The organism is Marinobacter sp. SS5-14b, from assembly GCF_030541005.1.
In the GTDB taxonomy this organism is placed as follows: domain Bacteria; phylum Pseudomonadota; class Gammaproteobacteria; order Pseudomonadales; family Oleiphilaceae; genus Marinobacter.
In genome coordinates, this window is record NZ_JASSVM010000010.1 from 1 (window position 1) to 12,087 (window position 12,087).

13 protein-coding genes are annotated in these 12,087 nt (G+C 50.7%); 3 read left to right on the plus strand and 10 right to left on the minus strand.

Going from position 1 to position 12,087, the window contains the following annotated elements; all coding sequences use genetic code 11:
* Positions 1–133 precede the first annotated feature (133 nt).
* The 4 genes from QPL95_RS16490 to QPL95_RS16505 all read right to left on the minus strand — a co-directional run bounded on the left by QPL95_RS16490 (position 134) and on the right by QPL95_RS16505 (position 3,589).
* Positions 134–550 carry an MAPEG family protein gene (locus QPL95_RS16490; protein ID WP_063519512.1) on the minus strand — a complete coding sequence of 139 codons (417 nt, stop codon included), beginning with the start codon at positions 548–550 and terminating at the stop codon, positions 134–136.
* A gap of 96 nt (positions 551–646) precedes the next feature.
* The gene (locus QPL95_RS16495; protein ID WP_303292029.1) at positions 647–1,015 is read right to left on the minus strand and encodes a ribonuclease E inhibitor RraB; all 369 of its coding nucleotides are present in this window, start codon (positions 1,013–1,015) and stop codon (positions 647–649) included.
* Between the two features lie 152 nt (positions 1,016–1,167).
* The gene (locus QPL95_RS16500; protein ID WP_298451636.1) at positions 1,168–1,578 is read right to left on the minus strand and encodes a hypothetical protein; all 411 of its coding nucleotides are present in this window, start codon (positions 1,576–1,578) and stop codon (positions 1,168–1,170) included.
* 532 nt (positions 1,579–2,110) lie between these two features.
* Complete coding sequence (locus QPL95_RS16505; protein WP_303292030.1) at positions 2,111–3,589, minus strand: ATP-dependent endonuclease; 1,479 nt, start codon at positions 3,587–3,589, stop codon at positions 2,111–2,113.
* 1,424 nt (positions 3,590–5,013) lie between these two features.
* Here QPL95_RS16505 and QPL95_RS16510 point away from each other — a divergent pair.
* Positions 5,014–5,280, plus strand: a complete 267-nt coding sequence (locus QPL95_RS16510) for a hypothetical protein (protein ID WP_303292031.1) — start codon at positions 5,014–5,016, stop codon at positions 5,278–5,280.
* Positions 5,281–5,376: 96 nt separating this feature from the next.
* On the opposite strand, the gene QPL95_RS16515 is transcribed toward QPL95_RS16510, so the two are convergent.
* From QPL95_RS16515 to QPL95_RS16535, 5 genes are all read right to left on the minus strand, one after another.
* Positions 5,377–5,679, minus strand: coding sequence for a hypothetical protein (locus tag QPL95_RS16515; RefSeq protein ID WP_303292032.1), 303 nt, complete (start codon positions 5,677–5,679; stop codon positions 5,377–5,379).
* Between the two features lie 129 nt (positions 5,680–5,808).
* Positions 5,809–6,144, minus strand: a complete 336-nt coding sequence (locus tag QPL95_RS16520; RefSeq protein ID WP_303292033.1) for a hypothetical protein — start codon at positions 6,142–6,144, stop codon at positions 5,809–5,811.
* Between the two features lie 493 nt (positions 6,145–6,637).
* Entirely contained in the window at positions 6,638–6,886 is a 249-nt protein-coding gene (locus QPL95_RS16525; RefSeq protein ID WP_303292034.1) for a hypothetical protein, read from the minus strand.
* A 463-nt stretch (positions 6,887–7,349) separates the two neighbouring features.
* Positions 7,350–7,748 (minus strand): GFA family protein, encoded by a 399-nt coding sequence (locus QPL95_RS16530; protein ID WP_061334003.1) that lies wholly within the window; start codon positions 7,746–7,748, stop codon positions 7,350–7,352.
* Between the two features lie 116 nt (positions 7,749–7,864).
* On the minus strand, positions 7,865–8,263 hold the full coding sequence (locus QPL95_RS16535) for a hypothetical protein (RefSeq protein WP_008170669.1): 399 nt from the start codon (positions 8,261–8,263) through the stop codon (positions 7,865–7,867).
* Between the two features lie 1,672 nt (positions 8,264–9,935).
* Between QPL95_RS16535 and QPL95_RS16540 the strand changes: the two genes are divergently transcribed.
* Positions 9,936–10,922 (plus strand): integron integrase, encoded by a 987-nt coding sequence (locus tag QPL95_RS16540; protein WP_303292035.1) that lies wholly within the window; start codon positions 9,936–9,938, stop codon positions 10,920–10,922.
* Here the strand turns inward: QPL95_RS16540 and QPL95_RS16545 are convergent.
* Positions 10,919–11,266 (minus strand): 4a-hydroxytetrahydrobiopterin dehydratase, encoded by a 348-nt coding sequence (locus tag QPL95_RS16545; protein WP_303292036.1) that lies wholly within the window; start codon positions 11,264–11,266, stop codon positions 10,919–10,921. The genes QPL95_RS16540 and QPL95_RS16545 overlap by 4 nt on opposite strands.
* Positions 11,267–11,391: 125 nt before the next feature.
* On the opposite strand from QPL95_RS16545, the gene imuA reads away from it, so the two are divergent.
* Positions 11,392–12,081, plus strand: coding sequence for a translesion DNA synthesis-associated protein ImuA (gene imuA, locus QPL95_RS16550; RefSeq protein ID WP_303292037.1), 690 nt, complete (start codon positions 11,392–11,394; stop codon positions 12,079–12,081).
* Positions 12,082–12,087: the final 6 nt, after the last annotated feature.

A 12,087-nucleotide genomic window follows, 5' to 3' on the forward strand; every position in this document is an offset into this window, starting at 1 on the left:
TGCCTGACAGCTCGACGAGACTAGCGAAGCAGGCGTTCTCGCTCATGGGTTTAGGTTGGCCGCTGGTGCGGCCAAAAAAATCACTATTGCCTGTTGATTCCGAGAAGGCTCATATGTGTTATGCAAGCATGCGTCATGCGGCCAAATTCCAGGCCGATACAGCCAGCATAGCCAGCAAGACCAAGGCTCCGGTCATGAAGAGTGGCAGCCTCACTGGTATATAGTTTGAAGTCACATGCACGTATGCGTGGGCGTACCTGCTCACGACGAAGAGCCACGCCAGAAATACTGCGACAGATCCGGCAGCGTTGATACTATATAGAACGAAACAGAGAACGTAGAAAAGAACCGGAATCTCAAACTGATTGGCAATGTTGTTGGAAACTTTGACGACATTTTCCGGCCACACTCGGTTGTCGAGAGCCGCTTGTTGTCGATTGACCTTGCCGGCTTTCACCGCGCCCGCTTTCCTTGCCCCAAGAATGATAAACATCACTAAGGTCAGAAAGACCTGTGCCAGAACAGGCCAAAAAATATGACTAGAACTCATCCGTGACTCCAAATTTTATGTGCATAACGCCAGTGGTAATGGGCGACAACGGAGCGCAGCGTAGTTGGCGTCCCGTTGACCACCTTGTTAAAGGTCTCAATTGCCAACGGGCCCGACGTCCATGCCATCGTAGGAATCTAGACCAAATTCATGAGCAAATTTGTAAAGCTCATCGTTTCTCTCGTCTAGGGTCTCAGAAGTGTGTGTCTCAATCCGCTCAACATGGAGCCAAAACGTATCTGGGTCGTTCGGCTCGTCTTTATCAGAAAGAAAAATATCTACGAACCTATAACCCTTTTCAACCAGGGCGTTGTTTGCTTCCTCCAACTTCGTTGGCTCATGATGCGTGAAAAAATATCCCCAAAGCATATCACCCGAAATATCCCAGTCAGTATTCTCTCGGATGTTTTCGAACATTTGATCCAACTGCTCGATGGTTATGATTTTTCCAGGAACATCAGACATCCTCTTGTCTCCCGCATATAGACTGGATGAAATAATGACGGCTAGTAATCCAGCGATTATTTTCATGAGACTTTTAACGCGAAGCTAAGCGGTGCCCTGACAAGGGCATCCGGTGGACGGCCCTCGGGCCGGGAACGTACTTAAGCGATTGGTTAGCAAGCCCATTGGATTGCACCATAGACTACTACACCCGCGCCAAAGATAAATTGGCAGAAGATCAGCACGCGAAAAGCAGTGCTGTATCGGACAATTTTCCCGTGGCGACCCGAATCATTTGCGAACAGTCTGCTGTGTTCAGGGAACTCTTTTTCTAGTTCCTTGAGGCCCGGGATAGTGAGGCGTAATAGGTGCTGACTTCTCAAGTCTACTAGCCAGAAAACCAGCGCTAGAATGATGATAAAAGAGCCAAGCAATACGAGAAGGACAGGATTGAACTGTCTGTCGATAGCGGTAAAAACACCACCATCTGCGAATATCGAGAGAAGCACAAAGAAGTTGAAGCCTTTTAGTCTCTGCTCCGCGTTAAATTTGAAGTGATCCCAAAGGTACTGCCACTCGTCCATGTGATTTCCTTACTTGCTAACGCGAAGCTTAGCGGCGCCCTTGCAATGGAGGCGAAGCCGCAATGAAAAGGGCGTCCGGCGGCCATCGGCCGCGTACTACAGCGACTGGTTAGTGGCAGGTAATGACACTGCCTACTACATGGCACTGACCGTGACGGCCTACTCCGTAACCCTGCACCGGCATAAGCCGATGCACTGTAATTGAAAACACCGCCATCGATGCGGTGAACGAACCTGAACTCAAAGGTAGCAGATCCAGACCGAGTTTTCGGCGGACAGCCCCACACGGTGAACACCAAAACCGCTACCAACGCCACCGCCTGCTAAAGCAACCAAACCGAACGCGGATTTTGACGGCCTTGGTGCTCACCAGATGATGCGGGTCTGGCAACCAGGCCCGGCACCAAGGCTACTGGCACGCCGCAGCCAAAAAGGACCGAGGCCACAGCCACTAACGCCTGCAGCATGCGCGCCCTTGAAATGGAGCTGAAGGCGCAATGGAAAGGGCGTCGCCGTGCCTGCATTGGTTATATTAAGTGGCCAATTGACGCTTGAGATATTCCACTGTTTTCTCAAGTTCCGGGCTTTTCTCAGTCATTAGATGTTGAACTACCATTTCAACCAAATCACTTCTAGACTTTCCTCTATTTCTAAGTTCATCATCTATTCTTTTGTAGAATTTTTTGCCATTTTTGTCTTTTGATACATCAATCTCTACCTTATATTTTTCAACTATTTCCGTGAGACTAACCTGATGAAAAATAAAGTCATTAAGATGCCTAAAAAGCTTATGGTCGATACGATCATGCAGCTTACTTTTTAGGTACTTTTCAAGACTCTCGATAGGAAGATAATTTAAAGGGATATTGTTGCTGACTCCATTGTCGGCAATATACTTTTGAGCCTCAGCCTTAACGTCACCATCAAGAATAATTGAAATAGTAGAGGTCTTCCCAACCAAATTACTATTAACAACTTCTCTCGCAAGCTCAATGACGTTTGTATAGCCACCGCAAGGAAGTACATGGACAAGCTTACTCGATAGCAAGCCATGCTCTCGTAGAAGCCTATTAATAACCTCCTTAGCCAAATCATCTTCAACCAAAAAAATGTAATCATACCCAGAATGATCATAAAGTATTCTCGTTGCATATGCGGGGTAGCATGGATTGAGCATTTCTAAGGACCCATCCGCATGACGTTCCAAGAAAAATATATTGTCTGGCTTGATAGCACCTATTAGTTCAATAGAGTGGGTGGAAAAGTATATTGCATAATTATATATTTTCGAAATTTCTGTTAGGAATGCAACCAGCCTTTTAAGGGAGGAGGGATGGAGTGCCAGTTCAATTTCATCCAAAAATAAAATACACGGTTTGGAAAGGCTTGCGCGGTCATTATTTCTCAAGTTTATCGAATGAAGTACGCTTATCAGCAAATTCTCACCAGTCGACATATGAAATTGACTGACCCGACGCCCCTGCTTTTCATAATAGAAGATATCCCCACTAAATTGGATATCTGGACCGGCATCACGATTATTTATTTTAAGCAATTTTTCGTAATAGGAAGGGTTGTTATGTAAAATCTTGCCGAGATTTTCTTTTATAAAGTCATCTGCCGCATCAAGCTTGCTTCTTTCAATTCTATCGAGCTTGGAAAGTATATGAAAACTGGTGTTTCTAAACCGGGTGCCAAATATTACACTTCCCTCATAAAATCCTTTTATTGACATATTCCCATTTGAGTTCATGGTCCATCGATTATTGCTATTCTTGGTCCAAGACCGTGTTCCGCCATTAAGGCTAAACTTTACATAAGAATCTTGATCAGTAAAGCCGAAGTAGTCGTTCATCCTCATATTAAAAAATACAGTCGAGGCGGCCATCACAAGCGTGCTTTTTCCAGATCCATTTTGACCTGTAATTGCGTAAAGTCCTTTCTCTACCGGAAGATCAATCTTTAGGTTTTCTATAGACTTTATCTTATTAATTTCTACACCTAACTTCACTTTTGATCTCTCCTTTGAGTCGATATTTTGTGAATATAACGCTGAGGTAACCGGCGCCGGAGCGCCAGCGGAGGGAACCGAAAGCGGTACGCTTTTGGCGTCCGGTTGACCGCCTTGTTAATGGCCGTTCACCACCGTGGTTGAGCCAAAACCAAGTGCCGCATACCCTCTCCCGGACAGATTGCACCAATTCGACGGATGGCGAAAGGAACCAGAACGCAAAAGCTGCCAGCCCGATAACCGTTTGAGACGGACGGCCCCATGACTGGGGCACGCCATGAATACCAACACCGCTGACCACTTTGGCAACCAAACCAGACGGCGAACTTTCCGGCCTTGGCCATCACCAAAGTGAGCGGGCACTGCAACCAATCCCGATACCAAGGCCTTTGCACGGCACCAGCCAAAAACCTACAAGTGCCTGGCCATTAACGCCAATATTCAGCGGCGGCCTTTGCGTAGCGAAGCGAAGCGAAGAAAAGGCCGTCCGGTGGAGGCCCAAAGGGCCGTAACGAACTGGAATGACTTGTTAACTGTGCCGCATGCGATGCCGTTGGTTCTCATTGGGGAGTGGCTTTTCAGGTCGGTTTTCACAATACCTACACCCTGCATCTCCGCAACGGCCCTCAAGCCATATGTTGCAATACGCGCAGATAAAAGCATCAAAAGGCTCATAGTAAATCGCTGGCTCCTGACACTTGTGGCATGAAACCGAGTCTTCCGGAATGAAACCCTCGATTTTGACCGCCCCGTCGATGAGCAGAAACCCTTCTTCATCAGCCTTTTCTACGAACTCTGTATCCATGCTTTTCTACAGTTAACGCGGAAATAAGCGGCGGCCCGTCAGGGGCGTCCGGCGGACGGCCCTCTGGCCGGGAGCGAACTTAATTGACTGGTTAAAGGCAGGTACTGACACTGCCTGCTCCCTGGCAACGACCACGACGGCCTACTCCGTTTCCTTGCACCGGCTTACGCCGATACCGTTTGTTTGAATCCACCGCCAAGCCAGCGGTGGGTGAACCTGTACTCAAAGGTACCAGATCCAGAATAAATTGTCGGCGGACGGCCCCAAACGACGAACACTGGATTTGCTGCCAACATCGGTGGCGATTGAAGCTGCCAAACCAGACGCGGACTCTGCCGGCCTTGGTGCTCACCAAATTACGCGGGCTTGGCTACCCAACCCGCCACCAAGGCCACTGGCACATGGCCACCCAAAAGACCGAGGCCTTTGCCATTAACGCCAATGTTAAGCGGCGCCCTTTTTGGAGCGCAGCGGAGAAAAGGGCGTCCGGTGGACGGCCGTCAGGCCGGGAACGAACTTGAACAACTTGTTAGGCTTTTTCCTGCAATGACAGATACTTGCGCTGACATTGATTACCAGCCAAACTGCTAGAAACCATAGCACGAGGCACAACTCGACGATGAAATTTCCTCTCAACTTCCGTGTAGGATTGATGGCTGTTAACTTCGTAGTTTCAGGCATCATGGCCGTTTTTATGTTCTGCTGCAGCCTTAGCTTGGGTCTATGGGGGTGGATGACCAAAGCGACTTGGGCGTATGTTGAAGGCGGTTTTGCTGACAGCACCTTGCTAGGGCTCATCCTGATGATCTCGATATTCCTGCTGGCCGGAACTTATTTCCAGTGGATAGCCAAAGATGCTGCTCGCTTTGTACTAAGCCCTAGATAGGCCTAACGCCGAAGCACAGCGGCGACCTTGAAGTGGGGACGGAGGAGCCACGTAAAGGGCGTCCGGCGGCCATCGGCCGCGTACTGCTGCGACTTGTTATATGGTTGTCTCGCCGTTGAACTTAGGCCAACGGTTATACCCAATCTCAGGATCATTGGAGCGGAACTCACGGATGAACTCTACTTCCTTGGCTGATAACTCGGCCTCGGAACAATCTTCTGACTCCCAGAGAATTTGCTTGCGAATAGTGTAATCTTGGCGAATCGATTCTGGCAGCTTGGCAAAGTCCTCGTTTACCACCTGCATATCTGGACTGCCGTAGTATCGGTAGCTGCCAATACTGTCTTTGCCTATGTAGATCTTGCCTGTGGGATAAGTAATTTTGTAGATCTGCTTCATCAATACATCCGGGCTTTACCCATATAACGCCTGCATTTGCGCGCAGGAACGGAGTGTGGCCTTTTGTGCGACAGTGGCGAAGCCACGCACAAAAGGCCACACGTAGTGACTGTCCGCAAGATGCACTGGTTATACGTTTTTGTTGATGCCATAGTATTTTTTACACGTTGCCCAAAACTGCTCTTTTTTACCTTTTACATTATCGAAATAATCTTCGAAAAAGTAGTTGCGAAACCATGGAGGTGGATACGCATAAAGTTCGCCGTCCTCGCCCTTTTCACTGAGCCAAAACTTGGGCATTTCAGAGTCAATGATTTCAAATTGCTCTGGCTCATATAGGTAAGGCTCATTTTCATCACATATTACCCTAAAGGAATCACCTTCAATACCAAGGACAATATACTGTTTACCTATTGTCATATTTTGAGCTTGGTCTTCTAGGTATTTGATGAATCTTGCTTTCATTTTTTACGTATAACGCCGCCAGCATGCGCGGCTACGAAATGGAGGCGAAGCCGCAATGTAGTAGGCGTCGCCGTGCCTGGCCTTGTTAAATTCAGTCTGACTGATTGCCATAGAGCCGAGCCCCATGAACGATGTGAACATAGAAAAGAAGGGGCACAAAAATGAGAAAAGCCAAACCAACGATTCCCTGATGCTCTAGGGCCTGTCGATAAGTTGGTTTAACAGATCCGAAGGAACCGATGTAAAAAACCAGCCTCGACACTGTAACAAAGGGCCAAGCCACAACCAGAAACATCATCCAAAGCACCGAAGCAACTACGAAAGATTGGGCAAGCGACTCCAGCGTGCTGACGAATCCCGATCCAGTGTCCTGCATAGGCTCCCTTAAATTTAACGCCAATATTCAGCGGCGACCTTTACGCAGCGAAGCGGAGAAAAGGGCGTCCGGTGGAGGCCCTTCAGGGCCGGAACGAACTGGAATGACTGGTTATATTTAGTCATCATCCACAGCCTGAAGTAACTGATGGGCAAGTTCTCTGGCCTGAGCTTTATTCAGCGAGACCGGGAGCGCTTGGTAGGAAAGCAGGCTCTTGGCAACGACCTTTAAACCTACGCCGCTCTCTCCATTATCAAGTGCTAATTGCACAATATCGATTCGCTGCTTGACCGGTCCCTTTCGTAGAGCTTCAACCTCAGCCAACTTGGCGACTTTACGTCCTCTGTAAAGGCTGAACACGCCCATGATCTCTCCCTAGAAAATATAACGCTTGCAGCATGCGCGCCCTTGGAATGGAGCCAAAGGCGCAATGTAAAGGGCGTCGCCGTGCCTGCACTGGTTATGTGCTGAGAAGCTCACGCTCAAATTCGACAACTGACACCGTTTTGTAATCGATCCGATTTATCAGACTAGCCGCTTTATCAATCTTTTCCCTGGGCAGTCCATTCAAAAGCTGCGGAATTTTTGGAAAAGTGGCGACCAGTGGATAGGTATTCCGAACATCAACCACTTGGATGTAGACAGTGCCACACTCCGCAGCGCATTCGAAACACCGCACCCAGGAGTAGCTGGGCACTGTCACTTCTCTGAGTTCTGTTCCACAGTCCGGACAAAACTTCACCATCTAGAATCATCCCTGAACACATAACGCTGAGCGAAGCGGCGGCCCGACAGGGACGTCCGCCTTACGCGGCTTGTTATCACTGCCTCAGTCATTCTCAATAAATTGAGGCAAATCGTCGGTAATCTCGAACCACGGAGCTTTACTGCCCACGAAAACATGGCGGTCTGCGCGTACACCTGGATCGGTGTCGAGGGTGCCCAATGGAAGAGCATAGACTTCCGGTTTTGAATCGAACTTTGTATGAATGCTTGAACCGCAGTTTGCGCAAAAAACCTTGAACTCTCCCGGCGAGGACTCGTAGGTTTTGAGCAGCTCCTGGCCTCTGACAGTCCGCCAGTCATCGACCCGTACCTTTGCACAGGTTCGGAAAGCCGCTGCATGAAGCTTGCGGCACATGGAGCAATGGCAGTTGTAAACGTCGCTAAGGTCACCCGCTACTTCATATTGGACGCCACCGCAAAGGCAGCTACCAGATTGAATCATTGACTCACCTCCCTGTGTGATAACGCCGTTGTTCAGCGGTGCCCTTGTAGCGCAGCGAAAAGGGCATCCGGTGGAGGGCCGTCAGGCCCGGAACGAACTGGAACACTTGGTTAGATTTATTGGATCCTACCGCCTGAAACATGGGCCGCGAAACCTTCCCTCGCTTCCTGTGTTATGCCGGATAGATCTTTGGCCGGGACTCGCTCAACTTCAATCCCCATGGCCTCAGCGACTTTGACCAGATCATCCGCGTGGTACTCAGTCGCTATGAACAATTTTTGGGGTCTTGAGCCAGATTGGCCTTCAGCGTCGGCCAACAATTTCCGTGACAGGAATTCCGGCAAACCAGACATGCTTACCTGAACAAGCTCCATGCCAAAGATCATCCCCGTTGCCACCTCCATGATGGCCATAGCGTTGAAATCTCCATCGGCCTCCGTCATCACCGGTGCTTCGTTCAATTGGAAAAGCAGCCAGGCTTCATTGTGGGCATAATCAGACGGCTCAATTGGCAACGTACTCTCCTGATTCTTTTAAATCTAACGCGAAGCTTAGCGGCGCCCTTGTAATGGAGGCGAAGCCGCAATGAAAAGGGCGTCCGGCGGCCATCGGCCGCGTACTACAGCGACTGGTTAGTGGCAGGTAATGACACTGCCGGCTCCCTGGCACTGACCTTGACGGCCTACTCCGTAACCCGGCACCGACATGAGCCGATGCACTCTGTTTGAAACACCGCCAATGATGCGGTGAATGAACCTGAACTCAAAGGTAGCAGATCCAGACCCAATTTTCGGCGGACGACCCCACACGGTGAACACCGAATTTCCCGCCAAAACTCTTGCTTACTGATGCAACCAAACCGAACGCGGATTCGGACGGCCTTGGTGCTCACCAGAATATGCGGGTTTGGCAACCAAGCACGGCACCAAGGCCACTGGCACACCGCAGCCCAAAAGGACCGAAGCCACAGCCACTAACGACGGATGTTAAGCGGCACTGGCGCCAGCCAGGGTCCGACTTAACGTGTGGTTATACGGACCGTCCTGAAAGACTCTCATGCTCCACCCTACTCACAGACCACTCAACACCCTGCAGACATCCCTGGAAAGCTATCAGGCAAAGGGGCAGCGCGGGCACCGAAGATGCGAAGGCACGGAACAAAGGCGACCACGATTGCCGGTTGATCCGCCTTCCCTCAAGAGCCAAGCCAGACGGATCAAGCCGCGACTTATCCGTCTGGCTTGGCTCTTGAGGGTAGCAGGGAGAGCGCTCAACGGCGATCCGCTCTATTTGTTTTCTTGCAGCCGTTTTCAAAACCAGAAAAAGACTGTTTATACATACAGTATATTCGGGTAACCTTCGGTGAAAGGGCAAGAAAACCCCTTGCACCCTCACCCACCGCTATAACGACGGATGTTAAGCGGCACTGGCGCCAGCCAGGGTCCGACTTAACGTGTGGTTATACGGACCGTCCTGAAAGACTCTCATGCTCCACCCTACTCACAGACCACTCAACACCCTGCAGACATCCCTGGAAAGCTATCAGGCAAAGGGGCAGCGCGGGCACCGAAGATGCGAAGGCACGGAACAAAGGCGACCACGATTGCCGGTTGATCCGCCTTCCCTCAAGAGCCAAGCCAGACGGATCAAGCCGCGACTTATCCGTCTGGCTTGGCTCTTGAGGGTAGCAGGGAGAGCGCTCAACGGCGATCCGCTCTATTTGTTTTCTTGCAGCCGTTTTCAAAACCAGAAAAAGACTGTTTATACATACAGTATATTCGGGTAACCTTCGGTGAAAGGGCAAGAAAACCCCTTGCACCCTCACCCACCGCTATAACAGCTAATTATACGAACGAGTTCGTATATCCCGCGTTCGTATAACTCCACCCAAAACGCGCCCAGAATTTTTAATTTTTCTAATCAAAAACAATAACATGAGAGCGATTCAGCACGGCTACCGCCGGAGTTATACGCCCAGTTTCAAGCCACCCCAGCCCATGCCGACGGGCGTATAACTCCGCCCTGCCTTTTCCTTCTTTCCAACCTTATCAGAAGGTTACAAATATTTCTCATGCATTTTCCGGAGTTTTGCGAACGCGTTCGTATAACTCCGGCTGAATTGCTTAGTTGACTTCATCTGAAATCCTTTTACTGTATACCCATACAGTAAAAGGAGAGCTTCAGGATATGGACATCCCTACCCCCATCCCGGCCCAGCCGACCCGGTTTCTGGATCAGCTTCGCGCCTTTATTCGGCTGCGCGGACTGGCCTATAAAACCGAGTTAACCTATCTGTTCTGGATTAAACGCTTTATCCGGTTCCAGGGGCGCAAACATCCACGCAGCATGGGCACTGCAGAAGTTGAAGCCTTTCTTTCACATCTGGTGCTGCAAGCCAACGTCAGTGTGGCTACTCAGCGCGTTGCGCTAAATGCTTTAATTTTTCTATATCGGGAATTCCTGGGAACACCTCTTGATGATTTGCAGTATGAGGTTGCCCGTAAGCCCAAGAGGTTACCCACGGTGTTCAGTACGGAAGAAGCCAAGAACGTCATTGCGCATCTTCAAGGCGAGTATCAACTGGTTGCCATGTTGCTGTATGGCGCCGGCCTGCGCATCAGTGAGGCGCTGCGGTTGCGGGTCAAAGATGTGGACTTTGGCATGCAACAACTGATTGTGCGCAGCGGTAAAGGCGGCAAAGACAGAATTACATTGTTACCGGATCGCCTGCTCGAGCCACTCCGCATCCAGATAGAGTCTGCACTGCATTTGCATCAATCGGATTTGGCTAAAGGGCTAGGCTCGGTCTACATGCCCGCAGGGCTTGCCCGAAAGTACCCAGGCGCTAGTGAGGAAGCAGCCTGGCAATACGTATTCCCGGCTCCGGATCTTTCTATAGACCCCCGCTCAGGTATTCGTCGTCGCCATCACTTGATCGACAGAACGGTTCAGAAGCATTTCAAAAATGCCATCCGGGAGGCAGGTATTCGCAAGCCCGCCGGTAGCCACACCTTCCGGCACAGTTTTGCAACGCGGCTGCTAGAGGCGGGCTATGACCTACGCACCATCCAGAAACTGTTGGGACATTCCGACGTCCGCACTACCGAAATCTACACCCACGTGGTTCGCAAAGGTGGGTTCGGGGTTCGGAGCCCGGTTGATGAGGTTTTTTAACTCATACCCTGATAAGCCTCATCCGTTCTCGCCGCCATAATAAAGTCATTCCGGTGCAGGCCGCCGATTTTGTGGGTCCACCAGCGCACGGTGGCTTTGCCCCACTCCAGCAATATGGCCGGGTGGTGGTTTTCGGCTTCGGCCAGGTCGGCTACGGCGTTGGTGAAAGCCTGAGCCTGCACATAGTTCTTGAACTTGAATACGCGGATTAGCTGCTCTTCTCCATCACGAACAACAACGTCCCAATCCGGGATGTCGCTCAATAATTCCTTTTTTTCATCGTCAGTCACCTTGGGTGCATCGGCACGGCAGGCTTCACAGGTTTGTTGGCTAAGCGTTGTCATAGCGTTTCTCCTTTTGAAAAGGCTGCTGCAAGCGTGGGTGCCCAGGATCACTTTATCAACCTGACTGTTGAAATCTGGCCACCTTAATAATACTGTATGTATAGACAGTATATCGAGAGATTCCCATGAGTGAATTGCTAAGCAGCCTTCTTCAGGATGCCCGCGTATGGCAAGGCCACAAGCACAGAAAAACCAACCAGTCGGCAGAACCCACAGGTTATCAGGTGCTGGACAACCAGCTTGGCGGTCTGGGCTGGCCCCGGGGTGCTTTGAGTGAATGCCTGCTCGATACCTGCGGCATTGGCGAGTTGCATCTGGTTCTGCCACTGATACAGCGGGTGTCTCAAGAGGGCAAAACCATTTTCTGGCTGAATCCGCCCCATACGCCTTATGCTCCGGCTCTGGCTCGTGAAGGCGTGAGCCTGGACCACCTGGTAATGATCAATACCCGGGATCAGAACGATTTTCTGTGGACGCTGGAAAACTGCCTGCGCTCGCCGGTGACCGGGCTGGTGCTGGCCTGGCCTGGCAGGCTCGCCGGCCGGGATATTCGGCGGCTGCAACTGGCCTCAGAGGCTGGCGGTAATGTATGTGTACTGTTCCGCAGCCGGCGGGAGGTGGATCAAAACTCCCCCGCGGCTTTACGTCTGGAGCTTATCCCCGGTGAACACCAGGATCTTAAGGTCAACATCATCAAGCGCCGGGGCAGCTGGCCGGGGCAACGCTGCTCGCTTGCGCTTGGCCAACGGGCCGATATAACTAACAAGGAATCCTCTCAGGTGGTGCAAGGGCCCTGGTCCGGAGCGGGCAGGTAAGCGGTT

What these genes read in the sequence shown, in the direction of transcription:
- QPL95_RS16545 (WP_303292036.1), bottom strand. Translation starts at nt 11,266, where the DNA reads ATGACAACGCTTAGCCAACAAACCTGTGAAGCCTGCCGTGCCGATGCA.
- QPL95_RS16490 (WP_063519512.1), bottom strand. Translation starts at nt 550, where the DNA reads ATGAGTTCTAGTCATATTTTTTGGCCTGTTCTGGCACAGGTCTTTCTG.
- imuA (WP_303292037.1), top strand. Translation starts at nt 11,392, where the DNA reads ATGAGTGAATTGCTAAGCAGCCTTCTTCAGGATGCCCGCGTATGGCAA.
- QPL95_RS16525 (WP_303292034.1), bottom strand. Translation starts at nt 6,886, where the DNA reads ATGGGCGTGTTCAGCCTTTACAGAGGACGTAAAGTCGCCAAGTTGGCT.
- QPL95_RS16510 (WP_303292031.1), top strand. Translation starts at nt 5,014, where the DNA reads ATGAAATTTCCTCTCAACTTCCGTGTAGGATTGATGGCTGTTAACTTC.
- QPL95_RS16495 (WP_303292029.1), bottom strand. Translation starts at nt 1,015, where the DNA reads ATGTCTGATGTTCCTGGAAAAATCATAACCATCGAGCAGTTGGATCAA.
- QPL95_RS16530 (WP_061334003.1), bottom strand. Translation starts at nt 7,748, where the DNA reads ATGATTCAATCTGGTAGCTGCCTTTGCGGTGGCGTCCAATATGAAGTA.
- QPL95_RS16540 (WP_303292035.1), top strand. Translation starts at nt 9,936, where the DNA reads ATGGACATCCCTACCCCCATCCCGGCCCAGCCGACCCGGTTTCTGGAT.
- QPL95_RS16500 (WP_298451636.1), bottom strand. Translation starts at nt 1,578, where the DNA reads ATGGACGAGTGGCAGTACCTTTGGGATCACTTCAAATTTAACGCGGAG.
- QPL95_RS16520 (WP_303292033.1), bottom strand. Translation starts at nt 6,144, where the DNA reads ATGAAAGCAAGATTCATCAAATACCTAGAAGACCAAGCTCAAAATATG.
- QPL95_RS16515 (WP_303292032.1), bottom strand. Translation starts at nt 5,679, where the DNA reads ATGAAGCAGATCTACAAAATTACTTATCCCACAGGCAAGATCTACATA.